At 56.5% G+C, this 25,832-nt stretch carries 28 protein-coding genes and 1 tRNA gene; 26 read left to right on the plus strand and 3 right to left on the minus strand.

The window, feature by feature from the left end; translation table 11 throughout:
* Positions 1-82: 82 nt before the first annotated feature.
* From ACP7EE_RS10260 to ACP7EE_RS10280, 5 genes are all read left to right on the plus strand, one after another.
* Positions 83-1,003: an EamA family transporter gene (locus ACP7EE_RS10260; RefSeq protein ID WP_426234413.1), complete on the plus strand. Its 921-nt coding sequence runs from the start codon at positions 83-85 to the stop codon at positions 1,001-1,003.
* A gap of 330 nt (positions 1,004-1,333) precedes the next feature.
* Positions 1,334-2,470 carry a polymorphic toxin type 44 domain-containing protein gene (locus tag ACP7EE_RS10265; protein WP_426234414.1) on the plus strand — a complete coding sequence of 379 codons (1,137 nt, stop codon included), beginning with the start codon at positions 1,334-1,336 and terminating at the stop codon, positions 2,468-2,470.
* Complete coding sequence (locus ACP7EE_RS10270; protein WP_426234415.1) at positions 2,457-2,849, plus strand: hypothetical protein; 393 nt, start codon at positions 2,457-2,459, stop codon at positions 2,847-2,849. The genes ACP7EE_RS10265 and ACP7EE_RS10270 overlap by 14 nt, the downstream gene beginning before the upstream one ends.
* A 336-nt stretch (positions 2,850-3,185) precedes the next feature.
* On the plus strand, positions 3,186-4,841 hold the full coding sequence (locus ACP7EE_RS10275) for an AAA family ATPase (protein ID WP_426234416.1): 1,656 nt from the start codon (positions 3,186-3,188) through the stop codon (positions 4,839-4,841).
* Positions 4,842-4,843: 2 nt separating this feature from the next.
* Positions 4,844-5,650 carry an HNH endonuclease gene (locus tag ACP7EE_RS10280; protein WP_426234417.1) on the plus strand — a complete coding sequence of 269 codons (807 nt, stop codon included), beginning with the start codon at positions 4,844-4,846 and terminating at the stop codon, positions 5,648-5,650.
* 197 nt (positions 5,651-5,847) lie between these two features.
* Here the strand turns inward: ACP7EE_RS10280 and ACP7EE_RS10285 are convergent, their stop codons facing one another.
* A complete protein-coding gene (locus ACP7EE_RS10285; protein ID WP_426234418.1) occupies positions 5,848-6,420 on the minus strand; it encodes a hypothetical protein in 573 nt (190 codons plus the stop codon).
* A 107-nt stretch (positions 6,421-6,527) separates the two neighbouring features.
* Positions 6,528-6,612 (minus strand) — tRNA-Leu (locus ACP7EE_RS10290).
* A 107-nt stretch (positions 6,613-6,719) separates the two neighbouring features.
* Here ACP7EE_RS10290 and queA point away from each other — a divergent pair.
* The 6 genes from queA (at position 6,720) to ACP7EE_RS10320 (ending at position 12,823) form a co-directional block, all read left to right on the plus strand.
* Positions 6,720-7,784: a tRNA preQ1(34) S-adenosylmethionine ribosyltransferase-isomerase QueA gene (gene queA / locus ACP7EE_RS10295; RefSeq protein WP_426234419.1), complete on the plus strand. Its 1,065-nt coding sequence runs from the start codon at positions 6,720-6,722 to the stop codon at positions 7,782-7,784.
* Positions 7,785-7,798: 14 nt separating this feature from the next.
* A complete protein-coding gene (gene tgt, locus ACP7EE_RS10300) occupies positions 7,799-8,914 on the plus strand; it encodes a tRNA guanosine(34) transglycosylase Tgt (protein WP_420650625.1) in 1,116 nt (371 codons plus the stop codon).
* Positions 8,915-8,957: 43 nt separating this feature from the next.
* Positions 8,958-9,296: a preprotein translocase subunit YajC gene (gene yajC / locus ACP7EE_RS10305; protein ID WP_003227923.1), complete on the plus strand. Its 339-nt coding sequence runs from the start codon at positions 8,958-8,960 to the stop codon at positions 9,294-9,296.
* Positions 9,297-9,361: 65 nt separating this feature from the next.
* Positions 9,362-11,230 carry a protein translocase subunit SecD gene (secD, locus tag ACP7EE_RS10310; protein ID WP_426234420.1) on the plus strand — a complete coding sequence of 623 codons (1,869 nt, stop codon included), beginning with the start codon at positions 9,362-9,364 and terminating at the stop codon, positions 11,228-11,230.
* Positions 11,231-11,239: 9 nt separating this feature from the next.
* Complete coding sequence (gene secF, locus ACP7EE_RS10315) at positions 11,240-12,154, plus strand: protein translocase subunit SecF (protein WP_426234421.1); 915 nt, start codon at positions 11,240-11,242, stop codon at positions 12,152-12,154.
* A 120-nt stretch (positions 12,155-12,274) separates the two neighbouring features.
* Positions 12,275-12,823, plus strand: a complete 549-nt coding sequence (locus tag ACP7EE_RS10320) for a glycine zipper 2TM domain-containing protein (protein ID WP_426234422.1) — start codon at positions 12,275-12,277, stop codon at positions 12,821-12,823.
* A 126-nt stretch (positions 12,824-12,949) separates the two neighbouring features.
* Here the strand turns inward: ACP7EE_RS10320 and suhB are convergent, their stop codons facing one another.
* Entirely contained in the window at positions 12,950-13,768 is an 819-nt protein-coding gene (gene suhB, locus ACP7EE_RS10325) for an inositol-phosphate phosphatase (RefSeq protein WP_420650561.1), read from the minus strand.
* A gap of 145 nt (positions 13,769-13,913) precedes the next feature.
* Between suhB and trmJ the strand changes: the two genes are divergently transcribed.
* The 15 genes from trmJ to ispG all read left to right on the plus strand — a co-directional run bounded on the left by trmJ (position 13,914) and on the right by ispG (position 25,815).
* Positions 13,914-14,684 (plus strand): tRNA (cytosine(32)/uridine(32)-2'-O)-methyltransferase TrmJ, encoded by a 771-nt coding sequence (trmJ, locus tag ACP7EE_RS10330; RefSeq protein WP_277759169.1) that lies wholly within the window; start codon positions 13,914-13,916, stop codon positions 14,682-14,684.
* A 2-nt stretch (positions 14,685-14,686) separates the two neighbouring features.
* Positions 14,687-15,463, plus strand: a complete 777-nt coding sequence (cysE, locus tag ACP7EE_RS10335; protein ID WP_426234423.1) for a serine O-acetyltransferase — start codon at positions 14,687-14,689, stop codon at positions 15,461-15,463.
* Between the two features lie 170 nt (positions 15,464-15,633).
* Positions 15,634-16,125, plus strand: a complete 492-nt coding sequence (gene iscR / locus ACP7EE_RS10340) for a Fe-S cluster assembly transcriptional regulator IscR (RefSeq protein WP_420650563.1) — start codon at positions 15,634-15,636, stop codon at positions 16,123-16,125.
* A 50-nt stretch (positions 16,126-16,175) separates the two neighbouring features.
* Positions 16,176-17,390 (plus strand): IscS subfamily cysteine desulfurase, encoded by a 1,215-nt coding sequence (locus tag ACP7EE_RS10345; protein ID WP_426234424.1) that lies wholly within the window; start codon positions 16,176-16,178, stop codon positions 17,388-17,390.
* 83 nt (positions 17,391-17,473) lie between these two features.
* Positions 17,474-17,860 (plus strand): Fe-S cluster assembly scaffold IscU, encoded by a 387-nt coding sequence (iscU, locus tag ACP7EE_RS10350; protein WP_064589074.1) that lies wholly within the window; start codon positions 17,474-17,476, stop codon positions 17,858-17,860.
* Positions 17,861-17,894: 34 nt separating this feature from the next.
* Positions 17,895-18,218: an iron-sulfur cluster assembly protein IscA gene (iscA, locus tag ACP7EE_RS10355; RefSeq protein WP_048722793.1), complete on the plus strand. Its 324-nt coding sequence runs from the start codon at positions 17,895-17,897 to the stop codon at positions 18,216-18,218.
* An 8-nt stretch (positions 18,219-18,226) separates the two neighbouring features.
* A complete protein-coding gene (hscB, locus tag ACP7EE_RS10360) occupies positions 18,227-18,748 on the plus strand; it encodes a co-chaperone HscB (RefSeq protein WP_426234425.1) in 522 nt (173 codons plus the stop codon).
* A 51-nt stretch (positions 18,749-18,799) separates the two neighbouring features.
* Positions 18,800-20,665, plus strand: a complete 1,866-nt coding sequence (gene hscA, locus ACP7EE_RS10365) for a Fe-S protein assembly chaperone HscA (RefSeq protein ID WP_426234426.1) — start codon at positions 18,800-18,802, stop codon at positions 20,663-20,665.
* Positions 20,665-21,006 carry an ISC system 2Fe-2S type ferredoxin gene (fdx, locus tag ACP7EE_RS10370; protein WP_064392064.1) on the plus strand — a complete coding sequence of 114 codons (342 nt, stop codon included), beginning with the start codon at positions 20,665-20,667 and terminating at the stop codon, positions 21,004-21,006. Before hscA ends, fdx begins: the two co-directional genes overlap by 1 nt.
* 14 nt (positions 21,007-21,020) lie before the next feature.
* A complete protein-coding gene (iscX, locus tag ACP7EE_RS10375; protein WP_426206946.1) occupies positions 21,021-21,221 on the plus strand; it encodes a Fe-S cluster assembly protein IscX in 201 nt (66 codons plus the stop codon).
* Between the two features lie 88 nt (positions 21,222-21,309).
* Positions 21,310-21,735, plus strand: a complete 426-nt coding sequence (ndk, locus tag ACP7EE_RS10380; protein WP_007916882.1) for a nucleoside-diphosphate kinase — start codon at positions 21,310-21,312, stop codon at positions 21,733-21,735.
* Positions 21,736-21,763: 28 nt separating this feature from the next.
* Positions 21,764-22,912 carry a 23S rRNA (adenine(2503)-C(2))-methyltransferase RlmN gene (rlmN, locus tag ACP7EE_RS10385; protein ID WP_420650568.1) on the plus strand — a complete coding sequence of 383 codons (1,149 nt, stop codon included), beginning with the start codon at positions 21,764-21,766 and terminating at the stop codon, positions 22,910-22,912.
* Between the two features lie 12 nt (positions 22,913-22,924).
* Positions 22,925-23,683: a type IV pilus biogenesis/stability protein PilW gene (gene pilW / locus ACP7EE_RS10390; protein WP_426234427.1), complete on the plus strand. Its 759-nt coding sequence runs from the start codon at positions 22,925-22,927 to the stop codon at positions 23,681-23,683.
* Entirely contained in the window at positions 23,683-24,702 is a 1,020-nt protein-coding gene (locus ACP7EE_RS10395; RefSeq protein ID WP_426234428.1) for a RodZ domain-containing protein, read from the plus strand. Before pilW ends, ACP7EE_RS10395 begins: the two co-directional genes overlap by 1 nt.
* Positions 24,703-24,705: 3 nt before the next feature.
* Positions 24,706-25,815, plus strand: coding sequence for a flavodoxin-dependent (E)-4-hydroxy-3-methylbut-2-enyl-diphosphate synthase (gene ispG / locus ACP7EE_RS10400; protein ID WP_420650571.1), 1,110 nt, complete (start codon positions 24,706-24,708; stop codon positions 25,813-25,815).
* The last annotated feature ends 17 nt before the right edge of the window (positions 25,816-25,832 follow it).

Raw genomic sequence — 25,832 nt, forward strand, 5'->3', positions numbered from 1 at the left:
CGAGCCAGTGCACTGATTGCCCATAGTGACGGCTTGGTTGGCGCACACAGCCGCCGACCCTCACATCTGGAATCAGAGCGCGATGCAAAAGAAACACTTGGCCTTGGCCATATTGGTGACAGCAGTCTGGGGGCTGAATTTTCCAATCACAAAGTTGGGACTGGCCGCAGTTGATCCACTGTTGCTGACGGCGCTGCGCTTTACCTTGGCGGCATTACCTTGGGTGTTTTTTGTGCAGCGTCCAGCAATCGCCATCGGTTGGTTGGCTGCATATGGACTCATCTTCGGCGTCGCAATGTGGGCGCTGATCAACCTCGGCATCGAAATGGGCGTGCCGCCAGGAACCGCCGCGCTGTTAATCCAGTTCAGTGCTTTTTTCACTTTGGGTTGGGGCGTCTTGCTGTTTCGCGAGCGCCTGAGCCTGGGACAAATTGCCGGCGTAATACTTGCCGCCCTTGGCTTGATCAGCATCATCGTCGCCAGCCCCGGACACGCGGCAACGGTCGGCTACGGATTGTTGCTGGTGAGCGCATTCAGCTGGAGCGTCGGCAACGTCATCATCAAACAGTCGAAAGTGCGCGAGATGTTTGCCTTCGTAGTATGGGCCAGCCTGTTTCCACCGATCCCGTTGCTGATCCTCACTTGGCTCGCGCATGGAACAGCGCCGTTTACCAATCTGGTGACGCACTTCGAGTGGATGGCCGTGTTCTCGCTGTTGTTCCAGGTCTACGCGGCAACGCTGTTCTGTTACTGGGGCTGGAACCTGTTGCTGCGCGAATACCCGGTGTCGAAAGTTGCACCGCTTTCGTTGTTGATTCCGGTGTTTGGGATCGCGGGGTCGATGCTGATGCTTGGGCACAGGATTGAGTTTAGTGAAGGGGTTTCGATTGGGTTGATTTTGACGGCGTTGGTGGTCGGGATGGTGAAGGGGCGGGGGAATTTCCGAGCCCGTATGTGTCTCAAAGCCTCAGGGACCCCAGCACCTCCTGAGTCTCATCGCTGATGGAACGCGTTGCTAATGGGGAGCGGGGACGGATACCTTTCAAATGTGGCGTTATAAGTGTTACAGGTGTTACGCAATAGCTTAAGTGACTGTTTATAAAGGACAAAACTGACGTAACACCTGCGGGCGGCTTACCTTGTGTCTGGTGTAACACTGCGGAACGGTGTTACGGGATTTTAAGATCCCCTGTTGTAAAAAACCTGCAGGCGCATGGCCCAGGCTCAGACTTTTCCTAAAGACTTGCCCCCGCCCTGTGCGCTAGTCTTTCGAAAACTATTGAACGCTTCGATCTCTTAATTGAGGTTTTTGATTGCACGACAAGGACGACGAATGACTCCCTCCGCTCGATTGGGTGACAAGCATGTCTGCCCATTGCCCGGCCACGGCACCACCCCGATTGCCTCCGCCAGTGGCGACGTAAATATCAACTTTATGGGCTCCGCACGTGTCGGCGATACATGTGGTTGTGGTGCCGTAATAACCACAGGGTTTCCATCGATTCAGGTTAATGGCCGTCCTATGGCCCACTTGGGCAGTCCTACCAGCCATGGCGGAACCGTCATCACCGGGTCAGGTGATGTGGGGGGCGGGTTTGTGATGGGCAATTCTGGTGGTGCAACCATCATCAACTTCATGGCACTTGGAGCGTTCCGCCCAGATGGCACCGTGGACGATGAAAAGATGGCGACCTTGCTCGCTGACCCAAATTTGAAAGAGAAGGCTCTGGCGGCGAATGCTTTGGTAGATCCGCAGGCCAGCACCGAACAACCTGAAGTGAAGGCAGAGCCAGAAGCACCCACTACGTGCAAAGACCCTGACATGATGGAGCAACTGGCTGGATACATTGCCGGTGAGATGAACCGCAATATCAAAGACCCAGCAGTCTTGGAAATGAAAGAGCTCAACAGCTTCGATCCTGAGGCGGAAACCAAGAAATTTATGGAGCTTCCGCTCTACCTGCGTCTAGGGCAAGACCCCCAGTTTTACAATATGGCACTGGGGAAAAAGGCGAAGGCTTTCGCCATCTGGACGAAACAGGTGGGTCAGGGTCAGGATTGGGACCACAAGAAAGAATTGGCCCAACTGTTTGGTGCCCCTTGGCACAAACAAGGGGCGTATGACTTCTACTACGACATCTGGTCGAACATTCATTATGGGTATGTTGGCTTAGCCGGTGGACTCTCTGACAGCGTGCAATTGGACGGTGCTGGAGTTGAGCAAATAGGCTCAGACAGTTGGCGCTTCCTCCAAGACCCTAAGAGGTTTAATGGCCCGCGAAGGACGGAGGGCGTCGAAGGAATGCGAGCATGGGACGATGCACCTGATAGGGTGTCAATCATGCTCGGAATGGAACTCTACAAGGAGTATCCGAACGGCGGTGTCACTGCACGAATCATCATGGACAAGGTATTGGCAGTGCCAATTGCTGACTGGGGTACAGGGGTTCAAAAACATGTCTGCAAGTGAAAAGCGATCACGACACATTGGGCGGTGGATAGGGCTGCTTCTCATTGGTGTGGTGGCATGCTGGTACGTAGCAATACCGCGAGTTGTCGTTTTCTACTCAAAAGACGGTACCAAGAAAATTAGTTACATCCTGAACACGCAGCACATCATCGTTCGCGGTGAACTGTTGCCTGGAAAGACAACGGGCGACGTAGGACATATCTTTCCGGACGATGAGTTTTTCATGCGTCTGGACTGGTGGAATGCGAAGGGCTTGAACCGTTGCGTCAGCATTGCTCCTCAATGGCCGACAACGGAAATTCATATTGACCGTAACGGCGAGATTGACTCCAGTGAAGGCAGTGGCACTGATAGAGAGCGATTGAAAAGTTGCAAGTAGGATTTAGCCAAGCATGCTAGTGAGCGGATCTCCGATCGGATTCTCTGGCCAGACGAATATTTCAACGATGTCAGTTGCTTGCAGAGGCTATGGCTAGGGCAGGTGATAGTATCCGCGTTGAATGAGATAGATGTTTTGCCATTGCTAAAGTGGCCTAGGTTTTGTAGTCGCTGGGTGGCTGCTCGTGTCTATTTCTGTCCGTCGCGAGAGTCAGAAAAGGTCTTGAGGCTGCCGTTCGGATTCAATCCATTGAATGCACGAACGCGTCGCGACTCGGGTGTGGCGAAATGCTACCATCCTGTTTTTTAAATTGTTGTGTTTATGAAGGAGCGGAAAATGGCATGGAAAATTAAGCTAGAGGACGCACCTGATCATTTTGGTGACTGTATAAATATAAGTTCCTCAAAGCCTAACTGGAATGATTTCGGGTTTAATTTTCATGCCTCAGTATATTTTCACTATAAAGGCGAGATGATATTTTTGAGTGCATATGTATTGCCTCTGAATATCAAAGAGCAAAAACCGTATAATTATCTCACCGGTGCGCCTCCAGGCGAATTGAAATATTTCGTTAGCCTTCTGTCCAATCCAGAGCAATATAGAAGTTTAGCTAGCAAGCTGTCGGGCGACGCTTTTATATACTTACTAAAAGAACTGCATGAGGTGTCCTACGATCGCTATGTAGGTACTGGGAAGTACGAGCATGTGATCCAGATTGAACCTTTCAGGCTCGGGGTGCTTCGTGATCAAAAAGCCTATTTGTCATTGATTAATGGATTTGCTGGTGCCTATGTTCAGCCACCTATAGGTGATGCAAAAACTCCTTTTAGTTTCTCAACTTTGCTCCCTGGTACGGAAAACTTTGTGAAACTTGATGTTGGTTTTCGTCATCATGAGCATTTTGACGACAGGGTGCACTGCCTAATAGGAGTCAATGGCACAGGAAAAACTAACTTGCTTGCTCGATTGGCCGTTGAGGCAGCGTCCCTATCCAATAAAAAGCAAGATGGTCCACCGACGCAGCTATATTCTGAGAATAAAAAGCTAGTACAGTATGATAGCTCTGCTCTAGATTTTGCTGATGACTTTAGATTTAATCGCGTCGTTTCGTACTTCTCTGATCCTTCTTCAGCTCTCCCGCGCTTCAGCAGTGTTGGTGCTTTTGAGTATCATGCATTCAATACGACTGCAAAAAAAGAAACAAATGAATTTCATCAAAATCTTTCTTATTTGTTAGTGACTCTGCTAAGAGTTACGGATGATAGGTTTAATCAAGCCAAAAGCAAAATTTTTACAGAAGCATTGTCTGGCATTATGCCTATGGATTTGTTAGCCATTCCCGTATCAGAAGATTGCCCGGAATATTGCTGCGTAGCGGATAGCGAAGGAAAAAAATGGAGTTTTATAAACCAGATGAACGGTGAGCAACGTTCGCTGGATATTCTAGGAACAATCGATTTTACCAGAGAGCCTAGTTTCTTAAGCGCTGGCTCAAGGCGTGCTATAGATTTGAGTAGTGGGCAACGCAGTATGTTTCACTTTGCGCTGCATTTCCTGACACTTGCTGGCTACGGTACGTTACTGATAATTGATGAGCCAGAAACATATCTTCACCCGAATCTTGTCAGTGATTACATGATGTTTCTTTATAGTATCTTGGAGCTGACGTCATCGATGGCTATCATAGCCACACATTCCGCCTACGTCGTTCGTGAAATTCCTACGCACTGTGTTCACATTCTGGAGCGAAAAGGCTTAACTGCGTCAATCAGTAGACCTTACCTTCAAACGCTAGGTGCAAATGTAGCTGAAATATCTCTGGCAGTTTTTGGTGATAGTACTGTTGATGCTTATCATCGTAAAATTAGCGAAATGCTCGCCAAGACCAATATGAGCTTTGATCAGATAGTGGAGGGTTACAAGGATATTTTTAATATTGAGATGCTTGTGGAAATCAAGGATAGGATTTCAAATCCGGAGGAGTATGATTAACCATGCAGTATTTCAGTCATGTGCAAGCTATCGACGATTTAAAAACTCTCAAATCTTTAACCCTTGGTTATGCGTTCCTGAATGGTACCTACAATGCAATACATGATGCGTACTCTGACTATTTAAAAAGTTTCGGCTCGCCTCACCTGAAAGCTATTGGTTTGTCTAAAGATCAAAAAACATGCTTGCATGCAGCATATGAAGGTGGTGCAAAAAAATATGGGCTCGATTGGATCCCTAAAGTGCGAGATGTACTCATCGGATCTTGCCCTATGTGCGGAAACTCAGCAGTTGGAACCGTGGAGCACTACCTACCTAAGACTCCATTCCCGGAGTTCTCTGTCTTTAGTTGGAATCTCGTACCGTCATGTAATTCATGTAATCAGAAGCGAGGCAGCAAGCATGCGAATGGGGTGAGGCACAAACTGCTACATCCGATTTTTGATAAAGACATTTTTACCAGATTGAAACTCGTAACCAACTTCGATGTGTCCGGAGCGGTCACAGAATTTGAGCTTGGGTTTAATGAGCTTGATTTTGACTCAGACGAGCAATCTCGAATTCAAGCGCACATTATGATCTGTATTGATCGGCGGGCGTTTAAACTTGCGACCAATGTTCAAATCAGCACCATGGCGGCGCGAGTTGCACGGAAAAAAGAAGCGGTATGGAAGGCCGTCATAGAGGAAGAACTGGATATCATGCACGCGGCAAATTTGGGGTGTGGCTGGGGCGCGTCATGCCTCAGGGGACTTCTTGAAGTAAATCAAACCCAACGAAGTGCTATCCTGATCCCAAAGCTCTTGTAATGGCTAGCGGCGATTGCGTACGTGACTCCTTGAAGCAGCTTGGACATTTTTCCAAGTCAAGGAATTGGGGACGGATTTATTATTCAAGGAATTGGGGACGGATTTATTATTGGCCACAGTCGGCATCAAAACATTTGATCAGTCTGAAGCACTGGCGAGAGAACATGGGAGTACAGCCTGATATCTGAGGTCGTGCATCACATCGTCAAGTTCGAGCCGCTTTCCGAAAACTCACGAAGCTTCGCAAACACCCAAAACCCAACATACTCGGACGGGTGTTTGTACAGACGCCGGTAGTAGCAATCCCAGTAACTGATCATGCGTGCTTGCGTCGTGTGAAAGTACGCCGGATTGTCGCGAATGAAACAACCGTAAAGCTCGGGATCGAGCATCGGCAGATGCGCTTCAATGGTTTCTAGAATTTCGATGACGTACTCGCCCGTCAACTGCAGCACGAACGGGACAATCCACGTCTCATGCACTGAGAGAATCCGCTCCAGATGACGCTGGCGCACATGACCATCGTGGTGTCGTGTCAGAAGACACGAGTACAAAATGCTCTGGGTTTCAGTCAGGTGGGGAAAGGCATCCTCATAATCATGAGGATAGATCCGGTAGGGGATGGATAATTTCTCGTCATCGACTCGGACTTCTATGAATCGATGCGTTGCCACGCGCGTCTGGCCGAGCTGGCCCATAACCTGGTCGAGAGCTTTCGCTTCTTGTTTAAGGCATGACGGAAACACTTGGTGTTCACGCGGCATCATCACTCACTGAATCCTTCCAATTCCTTCGGCAACTCAGACAGGTCGGGTGACGCTACCCACTTTCCTCCAGACGAAAAAAAGGCCTTGCTAAGCAAGACCTTTCTTAATTTTGGTGCCCCGAGGGAGACTCGAACTCCCACTCCTTTCGAAAACGGATTTTGAATCCGCCGCGTCTACCAATTCCGCCATCAGGGCTCAATGGCGGCGAAGTATAGAGATGAGATTACCGTCGGTCAATCAGGTACATAGAGAATTTTCACTATTTCGGCTAGACTTCCGGCCCCTGCTAGACGAACCCCATCATGCGCGTTGCTGACTTTACTTTCGAACTCCCTGATTCGCTGATCGCCCGCCACCCTTTGGCCGAGCGTCGCGGTAGTCGCCTGTTGACCCTGGATGGGGTCAGCGGCGCCCTGGCACACCGTCAATTCACTGATCTGCTGGAGCATTTGCGTCCGGGCGATCTGATGGTGTTCAACAATACCCGGGTGATTCCGGCGCGCCTGTTCGGGCAGAAGGAGTCCGGCGGCAAGCTGGAAATCCTCATCGAACGCGTGCTCGATACCCATCGCGTGTTGGCGCATGTGCGTTCCAGCAAGTCGCCGAAGCCGGGTTCGAAGATTCTCATCGATGGCGGTGGTGAAGCAGAAATGCTTGCCCGCCACGATGCGTTGTTCGAGTTGGGCTTCAGCGAAGAAGTGCTGCCGCTGCTCGACCGCGTCGGGCACATGCCGTTGCCTCCTTATATAGACCGCCCGGACGAAGGTTCGGATCGCGAGCGCTATCAGACCGTGTACGCCGAGAAGCTCGGTGCGGTGGCGGCGCCGACGGCGGGGCTGCATTTCGATCAGGTGCTGATGGAAGCGATTGCCGCCAAAGGCGTCGAAACCGCGTTCGTCACGCTGCACGTTGGCGCCGGTACGTTCCAGCCTGTGCGCGTCGAAAAACTCGAAGATCACCACATGCACACCGAGTGGCTGGAAGTCGGCCAGGACGTGGTTGATGCGGTCGCCGCGTGCCGTGCGCGCGGTGGTCGGGTGATTGCCGTGGGCACCACCAGCGTGCGCTCGCTGGAAAGTGCCGCGCGCGATGGCGTGCTCAAGCCGTTCAGTGGCGACACCGATATCTTTATTTTCCCGGGCCGGCCGTTCCATGTGGTCGATGCCTTGGTGACCAATTTCCATTTGCCCGAATCCACGCTGTTGATGCTGGTTTCGGCGTTCGCCGGTTATCCCGAAACCATGGCCGCCTACAAGGCCGCCGTCGACAACGGATACCGCTTTTTCAGCTACGGTGATGCGATGTTCATCACCCGCAATCCCGCGCCGACTGCCCCTAGTGAATCGGACCCAGAGGAAACAGTATGAGTCGCACCTGTCGTATGTCGTTCGAGCTGCTTGCCACCGATGGCAAGGCTCGCCGTGGTCGCCTGACCTTCCCGCGTGGCACCGTTGAGACCCCGGCTTTCATGCCGGTGGGTACTTACGGCACGGTCAAGGGCATGTTGCCGCGTGACATCGTCGCCACCGGCGCAGAAATGATTCTGGGCAACACCTTCCACCTGTGGCTGCGCCCGGGCACCGAAGTGATCAAGGGTCACGGCGACCTGCATGATTTCATGCAGTGGAAAGGCCCGATCCTGACCGACTCCGGCGGCTTCCAGGTGTTCAGCCTTGGCGCCATGCGCAAGATCAAAGAAGAGGGCGTGACCTTCGCTTCTCCGGTCGACGGCTCGAAAGTCTTCATGGGCCCAGAAGAATCGATGCAGGTTCAGCGCGATCTGGGTTCGGACGTCGTGATGATCTTCGACGAATGCACGCCGTACCCGGCTGACGAAGACGTCGCTCGTGTGTCGATGGAGCTGTCGTTGCGCTGGGCGCAGCGTTCGAAGAATGCCCACGGCGAGAATACCGCTGCACTGTTCGGTATCGTGCAGGGCGGCATGCACCAGGATCTGCGCAAGCGCTCGCTGGAAGGCCTCGACAAGATCGGCTTTGATGGCTTGGCCATCGGCGGTCTGTCGGTGGGCGAGCCGAAACACGAAATGATCAAGGTGCTGGATTATCTGCCGGGCCTGATGCCGGCTGACAAACCTCGTTACCTTATGGGCGTTGGCAAACCGGAAGATCTGGTTGAGGGTGTGCGCCGCGGTGTGGACATGTTCGATTGCGTGATGCCAACCCGTAATGCCCGCAATGGGCATCTGTTCATTGATACCGGCGTGCTGAAGATCCGTAACGCGTTCCATCGCCATGATGATTCGCCACTGGATCCGACCTGCGATTGCTATACCTGCCAGAACTTCTCGCGCGCTTATCTGCATCATCTGGACAAGTGCGGCGAAATGCTCGGCAGCATGCTCAATACCATCCACAATTTGCGCCATTATCAGGTGCTCATGGCTGGTTTGCGCGAGGCTATTCAACAGGGTACATTGGCCGCCTTTGTCGATGCCTTCTACGCCAAACGCGGGCTCCCCGTTCCGCCTTTGGACTGAGTTTTCTGACCCCAAGATTCAACATTTGCAACTGGAGTGCTAAATGAGCTTTTTTATCTCTAACGCCATGGCTGACGCTGCTGCACCGGCAGCTGCCGGCCCAATGGGCGGCGGTTTCGAGTGGATTTTCCTGGTCGGCTTCCTGGTCATCTTCTACCTGATGATCTGGCGTCCACAGGCCAAGCGCGCCAAAGAGCAGAAGAACCTGCTGAGCAGCCTTGCGAAGGGCGACGAAGTGGTCACCACCGGCGGCATCGCCGGCAAGATCACCAAAGTGGCCGATGACTTCGTGGTTCTGGAAGTTTCCGACACCGTGGAAATGAAGTTCCAGAAAGGCGCCATCGCTGCCACGCTGCCAAAAGGCACGCTGAAAGCGATCTAAAGGTTTCAACTTCTACTCAATCGACGGGGCGCGCAAGGCGCCCCGCGTTCATAACGGGCGGCGTGATGCTGAACAAATACCCTCTGTGGAAATACATTCTGATCCTGGCGGTGCTGGCGGTCGGTCTGATTTATTCCGCTCCCAATCTGTATCCTGATGACCCGGCCATTCAGATCAGCGGCGCCAGCACGGCTCTGCAAGTCAATCAGGCCGATCTGGATCGCGTCAGCACTGCGCTGAAAGAATCCGGGATCAACGTCAAGGCTTCGAGCCTGGCGGCCAACGGCAAGGGCGGTCTGATCCGTCTGAGCAAGGCTGAAGACCAGCTGCCGGCCAAAGACGTTGTACGCAAGGCGCTGGGTGATGACTACGTCGTCGCACTGAACCTGGCTCAGACCACCCCGCAATGGCTGCGCAGCCTTGGCGCGCACCCGATGAAACTGGGTCTGGACTTGTCCGGTGGTGTGCACTTCCTGCTCGAAGTGGACATGGACAAAGCGCTTGATGCACGCCTGAAAGTCTACGAAGGCGACGTCAAGAGCCTGTTGCGCAAAGAGAAACTGCGTTATCGCAGCCTGCCGCAACTGGGCGGTGCCATTCAGTTGGGCTTCAGCGATGAAGATTCCCGCGAACAGGCCCGTGCACTGATCCGCAAGAGCTTCAACGATTTCGACATTGTTCCGGCCGATCTCAACGGTCAACCGGTGCTGCGTCTGGCGATGACCCCGGCCAAGCTGGCGGAAATCCGTGAATACTCCATCAAGCAGAACTTGACCACGGTACGTAACCGCGTCAACGAGCTGGGTGTTGCCGAACCGATCGTTCAGCGTCAGGGTGCCAACCGTATCGTGGTTGAGCTGCCGGGCGTGCAGGACACTGCCGAAGCCAAGCGTATCCTCGGCAAGACGGCCAACCTTGAATTCCGTCTGGCCGCTGAGCCTGGCGCTTCGAAAGCCACTTCCGAAAGCTTCGAGTTCCGTGAGGGCAACCGTCCTCCGGCGCAGATCGAACGTGGTCTGATCATCACCGGTGACCAGGTTACCGACGCCAAGGCCGGTTTCGGCGAGCACGGCACGCCTGAAGTGAACATCCGTCTGGATGGTCACGGTGGCGAGCTGATGAGCCGCGCAACCCGCAGCAACGTCGGTCGCAGCATGGCGGTGATCTTCATCGAGCAGCGTCCGGTTACCACTTACACCAAGCAAGTGGTCAACGGCGTCGAGAAAGACGTGCCGGTTCAGACGTTCAAGGAAGAGAAGAAGATCATCAGTCTGGCGACCATTCAGTCGCCGCTCGGTGCTCAGTTCCGCATCACCGGTCTGAACGGTCAGGGCGAGTCGTCCGAACTGGCGCTGTTGCTGCGTGCCGGTGGTCTGGCCGCGCCGATGTACTTCGCTGAAGAGCGCACCATTGGTCCGAGCCTGGGTGCCGACAACATCACCAAAGGTATCGATGCATCGCTGTGGGGCATGCTGTTTGTCTCGCTGTTCATCATCGCCATCTACCGCTTCTTCGGTGTCATCGCCACTGTCGCTCTGGCGGTGAACATGGTGCTGCTGCTGGCGCTGATGTCGCTACTGGGTGCAACGCTGACCCTGCCGGGTATCGCCGGTATCGTATTGACCATGGGTATGGCGGTCGACGCCAACGTGCTGATCTTCTCGCGGATTCGTGAAGAGATCGCCGCCGGCATGACCATCCAGCGTGCAATCAACGAAGGCTTCGGCCGGGCATTCACCGCGATTCTCGACGCCAACCTGACTACGTTGCTGGTCGGCGGGATTCTCTTTGCAATGGGCACCGGCCCGGTCAAAGGTTTCGCAGTGACCATGTCCCTCGGGATCTTTACCTCGATGTTCACGGCCATCATGGTGACCCGCGCAATGGTCAACCTGATCTTCGGCGGACGTGACTTCAAGAAGTTGTGGATTTAAGGGGCTGCCATGTTACGTACAATCAACTTCATGGGCGTTCGCAACTTCGCGTTCGGCGTCACAGTATTCCTCACCGTGCTGGCCTTGTTCAGTGTTGCCACCAAGGGCATGAACTGGGGTCTGGACTTCACCGGCGGTACGCTCATCGAGCTGACCTACGAGCGTCCGGCCGATGTCACCAAGGTGCGTGAGCAATTGGCGACCTCGGGTTACCACGAAGCCATCGTGCAGAGCTTCGGTGCGACTACCGATCTGCTGGTGCGCATGCCGGGTGAAGATCCGCAGTTGGGTCATCAGGTAGCGGAAGCGCTGCTGAAAGTCGGCGGCGACAACCCGGCGACGGTCAAGCGTGTCGAGTTCGTCGGCCCGCAGGTCGGTGAAGAACTGCGGGACCAGGGCGGCCTCGGCATGCTGCTGGCGCTCGGCGGTATCCTGATTTACCTGGCTTTCCGCTTTCAGTGGAAGTTCGCGGTAGGCGCCATCGTTTCGCTGATCCACGACGTGATCGTGACCATCGGTATCCTGTCGTTCTTCCAGATCACCTTCGACCTGACGGTGCTGGCGGCGGTACTGGCGATCATCGGTTACTCGCTGAACGACACCATCGTGGTATTCGACCGGGTACGTGAGAACTTCCGTGTGCTTCGCAAGGCTACGTTGATCGAGAACATCAATATCTCGACCACCCAGACCCTGTTGCGCACCATGGCGACTTCGATCTCCACTCTGCTGGCGATTGCTGCGCTGCTGTTCTTTGGCGGTGACAACCTGTTCGGCTTCTCCATCGCGCTGTTCATCGGTGTGCTGGCGGGTACTTACTCGTCGATCTACATCGCGAACGTGGTGCTGATCTGGCTGAACCTGACGACCGAAGATCTGATCCCACCGGCTAACACCGAGAAGGAAGTCGACGACCGTCCATAACGGCCATCGGTTTCCCGGCTGTCAGCCAAAAAAGGCGCGAGTTGAACTCGCGCCTTTTTTTATGCTCCAAGGCTGGGAGAAGCGCGGGCGCGTCCCGCATGTGATGGTCAGGAGGTTCATGTGAACAAGTCGTTGCTGGTTGGTGCGGTATTGGGTGCTGTCGGTGTGACTGCCGGGGGTGCTGTTGCCACCTACAGCCTGGTTAAAAGCGGCCCTGAGTATGCGCAAGTGTTGGCCGTTGAGCCGGTGAAGACACAAATCAAGACGCCACGTGAAGTGTGCAAGGATGTCGCAGTGACCCGGCAGGCGCCGGTCAAGGATCAACATCAGATTCTCGGCACCGCGATTGGTGCGGTAGCCGGTGGTTTGCTGGGCAACCAGATTGGCGGCGGCACCGGCAAGAAGATTGCCACGGTGGCCGGTGCGGTCGGTGGCGGTTACGCCGGCAATAAGGTGCAGGAAGGCATGCAGAATCGCGACACCTACACCACCACGCAAACCCGTTGCAATGCGGTGAACGACATCAGCGACAAGGTCGTTGGCTATGACGTTCGTTATTCGCTGGATGGCAAAGAAGGCAAGGTGCGCATGGATCGTGATCCGGGCAACCAGATTCCAGTCGACAAGGAAGGTAAACTGGTTCTGTCGCAGAACGAGCCAGCCCAGTGATCGGCTGATCGCTTAAAGAGAAGCACCCTTCGGGGTGCTTTTTTTGTGCTCGGTTTTTTCGGTTTCAGCAGTTCGCAGGCATAAAAAAAGCACCCCGAAGGGTGCTTTTTGCGTTTCGCGGGAAGCTTAGCGCTTCAGCGAAGGCGGCAGGTGCGGCTGGATCGCCGTCAGAACTGCTTTGAAGCATTTGGTGTTGCCGGCAACGATGTGGCCTTTTTCCAGGAAGTCGTGACCGCCAGTGAAGTCGCTCACCAGGCCGCCGGCTTCTTGAATCAGCAGGGCGCCAGCAGCCATGTCCCACTCGGACAGACCCGACTCCCAGAACGCATCGAAACGACCTGCGGCCACGTAGGCCAGATCCAGGCTCGCTGCGCCAGCGCGACGGATGCCGGCAGTCTGACCAACCAGAGCGCGGAACATGCCGAGGTAGTTCTCGAGGTTGTCCATCTGGTCGTCACGGAACGGGAAGCCAGTACCCAGCAGAGCGCCGTCGAGGCTGGTGCGACCGCTGACGCGCAGACGACGACCGTTCAGTTGAGCGCCGCGACCACGGCTGGCAGTGAATTCTTCCTGGCGAACCGGGTCCAGAACAACAGCGTGTTCCAGGCGACCACGGTATTTGCAGGCAATGCTCACAGCGAAATGCGGGATGCCGCGCAGGAAGTTGGTGGTGCCGTCCAGCGGATCGATGATCCACAGGTACTCTTCGCCTTCGATGCCGGTACCGGCGTGCATGCCGGTCTCTTCGCCGCGGATCGAGTGATTCGGGTAAGCCTTGCGCAGCGCGTCGATGATTTTCTGCTCGGCGGCGCGATCCACCTCGGATACGTAATCCTTGGCGTCTTTTTCGTCGACCTTGATGGTATCCAGGCGCTCGATGGAGCGGAAGATCAGTTCACTGGCGCTGCGGGCGGCGCGCAGCGCGATATTCAGCATGGGCTGCATGGATGTGTCACCTAAGGTTGTTAAAGAAAGCCGCGCATTCTATCAGAACTTTTCTTCAGGTGAAGGTCGCTGTTCGCTTTCATAGCTTAACGGTAGGCTGTTCTGTAAGATTTGCTCCCCTTTCCCCAGTCCGAGAGCGCCCGCCGTGCTGCAAAATATTCGTGTCGTCCTGGTCAATACCAGCCATCCCGGCAATATCGGCGGGGCCGCGCGCGCCATGAAGAATATGGGGTTGTCGCGACTGGTACTGGTCGAGCCGCGCCTGTTTCCGCACCACGAAGCCGATGCCCGCGCCTCCGGTGCTGGCGACATTCTGGAAAACGCGCAAGTCGTCGCCACTCTTGAAGATGCACTGGTCGGCTGCAACCTGGTACTTGGCACCAGCGCCCGTGATCGCCGTATCCCGTGGCCGCTGCTGGATCCGCGCGAGTGCGGGACCAAAGTGGTCGAGGAGGCCGGGCAGGGCGCGGAAATCGCTCTGGTGTTTGGTCGTGAAGATTCCGGCCTGACCAATGACGAGCTGCAGCGATGTCACTTTCACGTACACATTCCCTCCGATCCGGAGTTCAGTTCGCTGAACCTCGGCGCGGCGGTGCAGGTGTTGAGCTACGAAGTGCGCATGGCCTGGCTGGCGGCACAAGGTCAGCCGAGCAAGGTCGAGAAAGAAGAAGTCGCCTCGGTGAAAAGCGCCGAGCTGGCGACCATGGACGAGTTGGAGCGATTCTATGAGCACCTGGAGCAGACGCTGGTGGCCATCGAATTCCTCGATCCCGAAAAGCCACGGCACTTGATGGCGCGCCTGCGCCGGTTGTACGGACGCAGCTCGGTCAGCCGGGCGGAAATGAATATATTGCGTGGCATCCTCACGGAAACCCAGAAAGCGGCCCGTGGTGAGCTTCTTAAGCGGAAGGATTAATGATGTTCGAGCGTTTGCGTGAAGATATCCAGAGCGTATTCCACCGAGATCCGGCGGCGCGTAACGCTTTTGAAGTCCTGACTTGCTACCCCGGCATGCATGCCATCTGGATTCATCGATTGGCCGGTATGCTGTGGCGCAACGACCTGAAATGGCTCGCGCGGCTGGTGTCGAACTTCGGTCGCTGGTTGACCGGGATCGAGATTCATCCGGGGGCGAAAGTCGGTCGGCGCTTCTTTATCGATCACGGCATGGGCATCGTCATCGGCGAAACTGCCGAGATCGGCGATGATGTGACGATCTATCAGGGCGTGACCCTTGGCGGCACGAGCTGGAACAAGGGTAAGCGTCACCCTACGCTGGGTGATGGCGTTGTAGTCGGTGCGGGCGCGAAGGTGCTCGGCCCGTTCACCGTCGGTGCTGGTGCGAAGGTCGGTTCCAATGCGGTGGTGACCAAGGAAGTGCCGCCGGGTGCAACCGTGGTGGGCATTCCGGGGCGGATCATCATCAAGTCCGATGAAGAGCAAGACGCCAAGCGCAAAGCGATGGCCGAGAAGATCGGTTTTGATGCCTATGGTGTCAGCGAAGACATGCCCGACCCGGTGGCCCGCGCTATCGGCCAGTTGCTCGATCACCTGCAAGCGGTGGACGGGCGTCTGGAAGGCATGTGCGGTGCGTTGAAGGATCTGGGCAGCAATTACTGTGCGAAAGATCTGCCCGAGCTGCGCGAAGAAGATTTCGCCTGCGTCAAAGGCAAGGACGAAACCAAGACGCACTGATGCGCCCTGCAGGGCCTGCCGCCGACCGGTGTGCCATTACGCCGCAGACCCTGCTATGATTCGCGCGCTCTTTTGCGGGTAAACCTGACTAAAGTACTAGGTCTTAAAGTTGACTTAAATACTCGGGAATTGCATACTCGCACCCATTCCGAACTCCGTGGTAATTGTCCATGCGACTGACTACAAAAGGCCGATACGCCGTGACAGCCATGCTTGACCTGGCGTTGCACGCGCAGCACGGGCCGGTGTCCCTGGCCGATATCTCCGAGCGCCAAGGCATCTCCCTGTCCTATCTCGAACAGCTTTTCGCCAAGCTGCGCCGCAGTAACCTGGTTTCCAGTGTTCGCGGCCCGGGCGGTGGTTACCAGTTGTCCCGCGACATGCAGGGCATTCAGGTAGCTCAGGTGATCGATGCGGTAAACGAATCGGTCGATGCCACCAAGTGCGGGGGGCAGGGTGATTGCCATTCCGGCGACACTTGCCTGACCCATCATCTGTGGTGCGATCTGAGCCTGCAGATTCACGAATTTCTCAGCGGTATCAGCTTGGCCGACCTCGTAACTCGCCGTGAGGTACAGGAAGTGGCCCAGCGTCAGGATCAGCGCCATTGCAATGGCAAGGCGCCGCGCCTGGACAAGATTGAAGCGTCCGCCGTCGAATGACAGCCAAAGAGCTAGCGGCACGCCAGCCAGCCTGATTTAGGAGATAGTCCATGAAATTGCCGATTTACCTTGATTACTCAGCGACGACCCCGGTCGATCCGCGCGTTGCGCAAAAAATGAGTGAATGCCTGCTGGTCGACGGAAACTTCGGTAACCCGGCGTCCCGTTCCCACGTGTTCGGCTGGAAAGCCGAAGAGTCCGTCGAAAACGCTCGTCGTCAGGTGGCCGATCTGGTCAACGCCGACCCGCGTGAAATCGTCTGGACCTCCGGTGCTACCGAGTCCAACAACCTGGCAATCAAGGGTGCGGCACATTTCTACGCCTCCAAGGGCAAGCACCTGATCACCACCAAGATTGAGCACAAGGCTGTCCTCGACACCATGCGCCAACTGGAGCGTGAAGGTTTCGAAGTGACTTACCTCGAGCCGCAAACCGATGGCCTGGTTACCCCGGCGATGATCGAAGCGGCGCTGCGTGACGACACCATCCTGGTTTCGGCCATGCACGTGAACAACGAAATTGGCACCGTCAACGACATCGCCGCCATCGGCGAGATGCTGCGCGCCAAAGGCATCCTGTTCCACGTCGACGCTGCTCAGTCCACCGGCAAGGTCGACATCGACCTGTCGAAGCTGAAAGTCGACCTGATGTCGTTCTCTGCCCATAAAACTTACGGCCCTAAAGGCATCGGTGCGCTGTACGTCAGCCGCAAGCCGCGTGTGCGCATCGAAGCGACCATGCACGGCGGCGGTCACGAGCGCGGCATGCGTTCCGGCACTCTGGCGACCCACCAGATCGTCGGCATGGGCGAAGCCTTCCGTGTAGCCAAGGAAGACATGGCTGCCGAAAACGTTCGCATCAAAGCCCTGAGCGACCGCTTCTACAAGCAGGTCGAGCATCTGGAAGAGCTGTACGTCAACGGCAGCCTGAACGCCCGCGTTCCGCACAACCTGAACCTGAGCTTCAACTACGTTGAAGGCGAGTCGCTGATCATGGCGCTCAAGGATCTGGCGGTATCGTCCGGCTCGGCCTGCACCTCGGCTTCGCTTGAGCCTTCGTACGTGCTGCGCGCCCTGGGCCGCAACGACGAACTGGCACACAGCTCGATCCGCTTCACCTTCGGCCGTTTCACCACCGAAGAAGAAATCGACTACGCCGCGCAGAAAGTCTGCGAGGCCGTTACCAAGCTGCGCGCTCTGTCGCCACTGTGGGACATGTACAAAGACGGTGTCGACATTTCGAAAATCGAGTGGGCGGCACACTGATTTCAAGTCGCCGCGAACCAGCCCTGCGGACTTCGGTTGCGGGGCCCAAAGAGCGACTCTCTGATGAGTGAGGAATAAGCATCATGGCTTACAGCGAAAAGGTCATCGACCACTACGAAAACCCGCGTAACGTCGGCAAGATGGACGCCGAAGATCCGGATGTCGGCACTGGCATGGTCGGCGCGCCAGCGTGCGGCGACGTCATGCGTCTGCAAATCAAGGTCAACGATCAGGGCGTTATCGAAGACGCCAAGTTCAAGACCTACGGTTGCGGTTCGGCCATTGCTTCCAGCTCCCTCGCCACCGAGTGGATGAAGGGCAAGACCCTGGACGAAGCCGAGACCATCAAGAACACTCAGCTGGCCGAAGAACTGGCCCTGCCGCCAGTGAAAATTCACTGCTCGGTACTCGCTGAAGACGCTATCAAAGCGGCTGTTCGCGATTACAAGCAGAAGAAAGGCTTGATCTGAATTCCAGGATTTGGCGACGAGTAAGGAGTCACCGATGGCTATCAGCATGACAGAAGCGGCTGCTCGACACGTGCGACGCTCCCTTGACGGGCGCGGCAAAGGTGAAGGGATTCGTCTGGGGGTTCGTACCACAGGCTGTTCCGGCCTTGCCTACGTGCTGGAGTTTGTCGACGAGGTGGTCGAAGAGGATCAGGTGTTCGAAAGTCACGGCGAGAAAGTGATCATCGACCCGAAAAGCCTCACTTACCTGGACGGCACCGAGCTCGATTTCGTCAAGGAAGGGTTGAACGAAGGCTTCAAGTTCAACAATCCCAACGTACGCGGTGAATGTGGCTGCGGCGAAAGCTTCAACATCTGAGGCTAGTCGTGGGTATTCCTTGTCATTTCGCTTTATTCGAGCTGCAACCGAGTTTCCGTCTGGATCTCGAGCAGTTGGCCACGCGCTATCGTGAGTTGGCGCGCGGTGTTCATCCTGACCGTTTTGCCGACGCTTCCGAGCGTGAGCAGCGGTTGGCGCTCGAGCAGTCTGCACGACTGAACGAGGCCTATCAGACGCTCAAGAGTTCGCCCCAGCGCGCGCGTTACCTGCTCGCCATGGGCGGTCGTGAGCTGCCGCTGGAGGTCACGGTGCATGATCCGGAGTTTTTGCTGCAACAGATGGAGTTGCGCGAAGAGCTCGAAGATCTGCAGGACAGCGCCGATCTGGACGGTGTCGCGGCGTTCAAGCGTCGTCTGAAAACCGCTCAGGATCAGTTGAACGAAAGCTTTGCAGCCTGTTGGGATGATGCGGCGCAACGCGAACAGGCCGAACGCCTGATGCGGCGCATGCAGTTCCTCGACAAGCTGTCCTACGAAGTGCGCCAGTTAGAAGAGCGCCTCGACGATTAACCCAGTGCCGCTCCGGTCGCACGCCTGATATACAGATAAGTCCTGATCACGATGGCCCTACTGCAGATCGCCGAACCCGGCCAAAGTCCTCAACCGCACCAGCGTCGTCTGGCTGTGGGGATTGACTTGGGCACTACCAATTCGCTGGTCGCTGCGTTGCGCAGTGGTCTTTCCGAGCCGCTGGCCGACGCTGACGGGCAGGTCATCCTGCCGTCCGCCGTACGCTACCACGCCGATCGCGTCGAAGTCGGCGAGTCGGCCAAGCTGGCCGCATCCTCCGATCCTTTGAATACCGTGCTGTCGGTCAAGCGCTTGATGGGTCGTGGTCTGTCCGACGTCAAGCAATTGGGCGAGCAACTGCCTTACCGTTTTATCGGTGGCGAGTCGCACATGCCGTTCATCGACACAGTACAGGGGCCGAAAAGCCCGGTCGAAGTCTCCGCCGATATCCTCAAGGTGCTGCGTCAGCGCGCTGAAGAAGCGCTCGGCGGCGAACTGGTCGGTGCGGTGATTACCGTTCCAGCCTACTTTGATGATGCTCAGCGCCAGGCTACCAAGGATGCGGCGAAGCTCGCCGGTCTTAACGTACTGCGCTTGCTCAACGAGCCGACTGCTGCGGCGGTTGCCTACGGTCTGGATCAGCACGCTGAAGGTCTAGTGGCGATTTATGACCTGGGCGGCGGTACTTTTGATATTTCGATTCTGCGCCTGACCGGCGGCGTCTTCGAAGTGCTGGCCACCGGTGGCGACACCGCGCTGGGCGGCGATGACTTCGACCACGCAATTGCTGGCTGGATCATCGAGAGCGCCGGTTTGTCCGCCGACCTCGATCCGGGCGCGCAGCGCAGCCTGCTGCAAACCGCTTGCGCGGCCAAAGAAGCGCTGACCGATACCAATAGTGTTGAAGTCGCCTACGGTGACTGGAAAGCTGCTCTGACTCGCGAAGCCTTCGATGCGCTGATCGAGCCAATGGTCGCGCGCAGCCTGAAAGCCTGCCGCCGCGCTGTGCGTGATTCCGGTATTGAGCTGGAAGACGTGCACGCTGTGGTCATGGTGGGTGGTTCGACCCGTGTGCCGCGTGTTCGTGAAGCTGTCGCCCAAGCCTTCGGCCGTGAGCCACTGACTGAAATCGATCCGGATCAAGTGGTGGCCATCGGGGCCGCGATCCAGGCTGATACGTTGGCTGGCAACAAGCGCGATGGCGGCGAACTGCTGTTGCTCGATGTGATTCCGTTGTCCCTGGGGCTGGAAACCATGGGTGGCCTGATGGAGAAGGTGATTCCGCGCAACACCACCATCCCCGTCGCTCGTGCTCAGGATTTCACTACTTATAAAGATGGCCAGTCGGCCATGGCGATCCATGTTTTGCAGGGCGAGCGCGAGCTGATCAGCGATTGCCGCTCGCTGGCACGCTTCGAATTGCGCGGCATTCCGGCGATGGTTGCCGGTGCGGCGAAGATTCGCGTGACCTTCCAGGTCGATGCCGACGGTCTGCTCAGCGTGTCTGCGCGTGAACTCGGTTCGGGCGTCGAGGCGAGCATTCAGGTCAAGCCGTCCTACGGTCTGACCGACGGCGAAATCGCCAAGATGCTCAAGGATTCGTTCCAGCACGCCAATGACGACAAGGTCGCCCGCGTCCTGCGTGAGCAGCAGGTCGACGCTCAGCGCCTGATCGAAGCCGTGCAGGCTGCACTTGAGGTTGATGGTGAGCGGTTGCTCGACGCCGAAGAGCGCATGGTTATCGACATGCAGGTGCAGGAACTCACCGAACTGATGAAAGGCACCGATGGTTACGCCATCGAGCAGCAGACCAAGCGTCTGTCGCAAGTGACCGATGCTTTTGCTGCCCGCCGCATGGATCTGACGGTGAAAGCCGCTCTGTCGGGGCGCAATCTGAATGAAATCGAGGATATCTGATGCCGCAGGTCATTTTTCTGCCCCACGAGAAGTTCTGCCCTGAAGGCATGGTTGTAGACGCTGCGCCCGGCACGTCGATCCTCGAACTGGCTCACGAACACCATATCGAGATGGAAAGCGCCTGCGGCGGCGTCTGCGCTTGCACTACTTGTCACTGCATCATCCGCGAGGGTTTTGACTCGATGGAAGAGGCTGACGAGCTGGAAGAAGACTTCCTCGATCGCGCCTGGGGTCTGGAAGCGCAATCGCGTCTGGCCTGTCAGGCTATCGTTGGTGAAGAAGATATCACCGTCGAGATTCCGAAGTACTCGCTCAACCACGCCGCCGAAGCGCCGCACTGATTGGTACTACTGTCATGAGTTATGGTTGGAATGATGTTCAACGCATTGCAGAAGAATTGGCCGAAACCAAGCCGGATGTGAATCCACTTTCTGTCAATTTCGTCGACTTGCAGCGATGGATCATGGAACTTCCCGATTTCGACAACACTTCCGGCCGTTGTGGCGAGAAGGTGTTGGAAGCGGTTCAGGCGCTCTGGATCGAAGAAGCCGACTGATCGTCCTCGCAGGTTAGGCAATACCCAAGAACCCGCGTATAATTCGCGGGTTTAATTTTTCACAAATTACCGTTTCTGGAGTTACACCATGGCTGTTCAACGTACTTTCTCCATCATCAAGCCTGACGCTGTTGCAAAAAACGTCATCGGCGAGATCACCACTCGTTTCGAAAAAGCAGGCCTGCGCGTTGTAGCTTCGAAACTGAAGCAACTGTCCAAAGCTGAAGCTGAAGGCTTCTACGCTGAGCACAGCGCTCGTGGTTTCTTCGGCGACCTGGTTGCTTTCATGATCTCCGGCCCTGTTGTTGTTCAGGTTCTGGAAGGCGAAAACGCTATCGCTCTGAACCGTGAGCTGATGGGCGCTACCAACCCTAAAGAAGCTGCTGCCGGCACCATCCGTGCTGACTTCGCTGATTCCATCGACGCCAACGCTGTGCACGGTTCGGACTCCGAAGCCGCTGCTGCGCGTGAAATCTCGTACTTCTTCGCAGCTACTGAAGTAACCACTCGCTAAGCATTGGCTTAAGAGTGAAGGTGAATCCATGACTACATCGACTGTAAAAACCAACCTGCTGGGTCTCACTCAACAGGAAATGGAAAAATTCTTCGACTCAATCGGGGAGAAGCGTTTCCGTGCCGGTCAGGTAATGAAATGGATTCACCACTTTGGCGTCGATGATTTCGACGCCATGACGAACGTCAGCAAGGCCTTGCGCGACAAGCTCAAGACCATTGCTGAGGTCCGTGGTCCGGAAGTTGTCAGCGAGGACATCTCCACCGACGGCACCCGTAAGTGGGTGGTGCGTGTGGCGTCCGGCAGCTGCGTCGAGACCGTGTACATTCCCCAAGGCAAACGCGGCACTCTGTGCGTTTCGTCCCAGGCAGGCTGTGCCCTGGATTGCAGTTTCTGCTCCACCGGCAAGCAAGGCTTCAATAGCAACCTCACCGCCGCCGAAGTCATCGGTCAGGTGTGGATTGCCAACAAATCTTTCGGCAGCGTCCCGGCAACCGTCGACCGTGCCATCACCAACGTGGTGATGATGGGCATGGGTGAGCCGCTGCTGAACTTCGATAACGTCGTGGCCGCCATGCATCTGATGATGGATGACCTCGGTTACGGGATCTCCAAGCGCCGCGTGACCCTGTCCACTTCGGGCGTGGTGCCGATGATCGATGAGCTGTCCAAGCACATCGACGTGTCCCTGGCGTTGTCGCTGCACGCACCCAATGACGCATTGCGTAACCAATTGGTGCCGATCAACAAGAAATATCCGCTTAAGATGCTGCTCGAGTCGTGCCAGCGCTACATGTCGTCTCTGGGCGAAAAACGCGTGCTGACCGTCGAGTACACCTTGCTCAAAGACATCAACGACAAAGTCGAACATGCCGTTGAGATGATCGAGTTGCTGAAGAACACTCCGTGCAAGATCAACCTGATTCCGTTCAACCCGTTCCCGCATTCCGGGTACGAGCGGCCGAGCAACAATGCCATCCGCCGGTTCCAGGATCAGCTGCATCAGGCAGGCTACAACGTCACTGTGCGCACCACTCGTGGTGAAGACATCGATGCTGCTTGCGGACAATTGGTAGGGCAGGTGCTGGATCGCACCCGTCGCAGCGAACGTTACATTGCCGTGCGTGAATTGAACGCCGATGGCGATCTGGCGCAGAACGCCGCGAATACAAACTAAGAGAGGATCTCTATGTCCCTGCGCTTTGCGCTGCTGTTGCTGTTGGCCAGCCTGAGTGCTGGCTGTGTCCTGTCGGGCGATTACAACCCGATGAAGACCAGCAAGGGCCGCGATGAAGCGCGGGCTGCCTACGTGCAGTTGGGGCTGGGGTATTTGCAGCAGGGCATGACCGAGCGCGCGAAAGTGCCGCTGAAAAAAGCCCTCGATCTGGACAGCTCGGATCCTGATGCGAATGCCGCGCTTGGCCTGGTATTCCAGGCCGAGATGGAGCCTGCACTGGCCGATGAGCATTTCCGCAAGGCCTTGTCTTCGCGTCCCGCCGATGCCCGCACCCTCAACAACTACGGCAGTTTTCTCTACGAAGAACAGCGTTACAAGGAAGCCTACGAGCGTTTTGAACAGGCTGCCGCCGATACCCTGTATCCTGAGCGCTCGCGCGTGTTCGAGAACCTCGGCATGACGGCGGCAAAGCTCGGCCAGCGTGATCTGGCGCAGCAGCAACTGGAAAAAGCCTTGCGCTTGAATCGTCAACAACCACGCGCATTGCTGGAAATGGCTGAGTTGTCATTCGAAGACAGGCATTATGTGCCCGCGCGTGACTATTACGAGCGTTTCAGCCTGCTTGCCGAGCAAAATGCACGTAGTCTGTTGCTCGCCGTTCGGTTGGCGAAAGTATTTGAAGATCGCGACAAGGCCGCCAGTGCGGGCCTGCAATTAAAACGACTCTATCCCGGTACGCCGGAATATCAGCAATACCTGTCGGAGCAATGATGAAAGCGGCGCATCCCGAAGTTGTAGCAGCGAATCGCGTTAACCCCGGTGAGACCTTGCGCCAGGCCCGCGAAAGCAATGGCTGGTCGCTGGCCGAAGTGGCCCTCAAGCTCAACCTCACCGTGACCTCCCTGAGCAATCTTGAAGCCGGCGCGTTCGACAAGCTGCCGGGGCATACCTTTGCTCGCGGCTATATTCGCGCCTATGCCAAGTTGCTCGGCATGGACCAGACCGCTTTGGTCCAGCAATTCGACCAGTCCACCGGCACCGATTCCCAGGGCAGCAATGTGCACGCCCTCGGTCGTATCGAAGAGCCCGTGCGCGTCTCCCATACTATTTTGCGTATCGTCAGCCTGCTGTTGCTGATCGCGGTCATCGGCGGCGGTTTCGTCTGGTGGCAGGATCAGACTTCGCAGCGCACCAAGGATTTGACCACGCTGGCGCCTGAGCACGTCGAAGTCGAAGGCGCTGACGGCACCACGCAGATTCATCCGCTGGACGAGCCGGAAGATCAGGCTGTCGAGCAAGCGCAGGCCGAGGGCTCGACTGCTCTGACACTGCCGCAATCGGAAACGGCTGCTGACGAATCGACCACCGCTGAAGCGCCTGTACCAACGACCACGCCGACAGCTCCGGTTGTTGCGCCTGTCGCACCGGTTCACACGCCCGCGCCGGTTGTAGCGACACCAGCGCCAACTGCTCCAGCTACACCAGCGCCAACCGTCACTGCTCCAGTTGCCCCGGCAGTTGCTGCTGCGCCGACCGCTGCGGTCGCCGGCCAAGGTCAGGTGCAAGTGCAGTTCGTTGCCGATTGCTGGACTCAGGTCAGCGATGGCAGTGGCAAGGTTCTGTTCAGTGGCCTGAAGCGCAAGGGCGACAGTCTCGCCGTTGCCGGCAAGCCACCGTTTGCCGTACGTCTGGGTTATGCCCGTGGCGCGCAGATCAGCTACAACGGCCAGCCGGTCGACATCGCTCCGTTCACCAGTGGCGAGACCGCTCGCCTGAAGTTGGGTCAATAAGTCATGCACGGCGAATCTCCAATCAAACGTCGCGTTTCGCGCAAGATCTGGGTCGGTAACGTACCTGTTGGCGGCGATGCGCCTATCGCTGTGCAGAGCATGACCAACAGCGACACCAATGACGTCGCCGCCACCGTTGCGCAGATCAATCGTCTGGAAGCTGCCGGCGTCGACATCGTGCGTATTTCGGTGCCGGACATGGACGCTGCCGAAGCGTTCGGCAAGATCAAACAACTGGTCAAGGTGCCGCTGGTTGCCGATATCCACTTCGACTACAAGATCGCTTTGCGCGTAGCCGAACTGGGTGTCGATTGCCTGCGTATCAACCCCGGCAACATTGGTCGCGAAGACCGTGTGCGCGCCGTGGTCGATGCCGCCCGTGATCGCGGGATTCCGATCCGCATCGGCGTCAACGCCGGTTCGCTGGAAAAAGACCTGCAAAAGAAATACGGCGAGCCGACCCCGGCCGCGCTGGTTGAATCGGCCCTGCGCCACGTCGAGCACCTGGAACGCCTGAATTTTCAGGACTTCAAGGTCAGCGTGAAGGCCTCCGACGTGTTCATGGCCGTCGAAGCCTACCGTTTGCTGGCCAAGGAAATCGTCCAGCCGCTGCACCTGGGTATCACTGAAGCCGGTGGATTGCGTTCAGGCACAGTGAAATCTGCCGTGGGCCTCGGTATGCTGCTCGCCGAAGGGATTGGCGATACTATCCGCATCTCGCTGGCGGCCGATCCGGTCGAGGAAGTGAAGGTCGGTTACGACATTCTCAAGTCTTTGCATCTGCGTTCCCGTGGCATCAACTTCATCGCCTGCCCGAGCTGCTCGCGGCAGAACTTCGATGTGGTGAAAACCATGAACGAGCTGGAAGGGCGCCTTGAAGACCTGCTGGTCCCGCTGGATGTCGCGGTGATCGGTTGTGTGGTCAACGGCCCCGGCGAAGCCAAGGAAGCGCATATCGGCTTGACTGGCGGTACCCCGAACCTGATTTACATCGACGGCAAGCCGGCGCAGAAACTGACGAATGACAATCTGGTAGATGAGCTTGAACGCTTGATCCGCCAGAAAGCGGCCGAGAAGGTCGAAGCTGACGCAGCGGTTATCGCGCGCGGCTGAGCCAACTGCAGAGCCGA

Source organism: Pseudomonas sp. TWP3-2, from assembly GCF_049897765.1.
Taxonomy (GTDB): domain Bacteria; phylum Pseudomonadota; class Gammaproteobacteria; order Pseudomonadales; family Pseudomonadaceae; genus Aquipseudomonas.

Coding starts and splice junctions, on each gene's coding strand:
- ACP7EE_RS10260 (WP_426234413.1), top strand. CDS start 83: ATGCAAAAGAAACACTTGGCCTTGGCCATATTGGTGACAGCAGTCTGG.
- fdx (WP_064392064.1), top strand. CDS start 20,665: ATGCCGCAGGTCATTTTTCTGCCCCACGAGAAGTTCTGCCCTGAAGGC.
- iscX (WP_426206946.1), top strand. CDS start 21,021: ATGAGTTATGGTTGGAATGATGTTCAACGCATTGCAGAAGAATTGGCC.
- suhB (WP_420650561.1), bottom strand. CDS start 13,768: ATGCAGCCCATGCTGAATATCGCGCTGCGCGCCGCCCGCAGCGCCAGT.
- ACP7EE_RS10345 (WP_426234424.1), top strand. CDS start 16,176: ATGAAATTGCCGATTTACCTTGATTACTCAGCGACGACCCCGGTCGAT.
- rlmN (WP_420650568.1), top strand. CDS start 21,764: ATGACTACATCGACTGTAAAAACCAACCTGCTGGGTCTCACTCAACAG.
- ispG (WP_420650571.1), top strand. CDS start 24,706: ATGCACGGCGAATCTCCAATCAAACGTCGCGTTTCGCGCAAGATCTGG.
- iscR (WP_420650563.1), top strand. CDS start 15,634: ATGCGACTGACTACAAAAGGCCGATACGCCGTGACAGCCATGCTTGAC.
- secD (WP_426234420.1), top strand. CDS start 9,362: ATGCTGAACAAATACCCTCTGTGGAAATACATTCTGATCCTGGCGGTG.
- cysE (WP_426234423.1), top strand. CDS start 14,687: ATGTTCGAGCGTTTGCGTGAAGATATCCAGAGCGTATTCCACCGAGAT.
- iscU (WP_064589074.1), top strand. CDS start 17,474: ATGGCTTACAGCGAAAAGGTCATCGACCACTACGAAAACCCGCGTAAC.
- ACP7EE_RS10270 (WP_426234415.1), top strand. CDS start 2,457: ATGTCTGCAAGTGAAAAGCGATCACGACACATTGGGCGGTGGATAGGG.
- ndk (WP_007916882.1), top strand. CDS start 21,310: ATGGCTGTTCAACGTACTTTCTCCATCATCAAGCCTGACGCTGTTGCA.
- ACP7EE_RS10280 (WP_426234417.1), top strand. CDS start 4,844: ATGCAGTATTTCAGTCATGTGCAAGCTATCGACGATTTAAAAACTCTC.
- ACP7EE_RS10265 (WP_426234414.1), top strand. CDS start 1,334: ATGACTCCCTCCGCTCGATTGGGTGACAAGCATGTCTGCCCATTGCCC.
- secF (WP_426234421.1), top strand. CDS start 11,240: ATGTTACGTACAATCAACTTCATGGGCGTTCGCAACTTCGCGTTCGGC.
- iscA (WP_048722793.1), top strand. CDS start 17,895: ATGGCTATCAGCATGACAGAAGCGGCTGCTCGACACGTGCGACGCTCC.
- yajC (WP_003227923.1), top strand. CDS start 8,958: ATGAGCTTTTTTATCTCTAACGCCATGGCTGACGCTGCTGCACCGGCA.
- pilW (WP_426234427.1), top strand. CDS start 22,925: ATGTCCCTGCGCTTTGCGCTGCTGTTGCTGTTGGCCAGCCTGAGTGCT.
- queA (WP_426234419.1), top strand. CDS start 6,720: ATGCGCGTTGCTGACTTTACTTTCGAACTCCCTGATTCGCTGATCGCC.
- ACP7EE_RS10275 (WP_426234416.1), top strand. CDS start 3,186: ATGGCATGGAAAATTAAGCTAGAGGACGCACCTGATCATTTTGGTGAC.
- hscA (WP_426234426.1), top strand. CDS start 18,800: ATGGCCCTACTGCAGATCGCCGAACCCGGCCAAAGTCCTCAACCGCAC.
- ACP7EE_RS10395 (WP_426234428.1), top strand. CDS start 23,683: ATGAAAGCGGCGCATCCCGAAGTTGTAGCAGCGAATCGCGTTAACCCC.
- tgt (WP_420650625.1), top strand. CDS start 7,799: ATGTCGTTCGAGCTGCTTGCCACCGATGGCAAGGCTCGCCGTGGTCGC.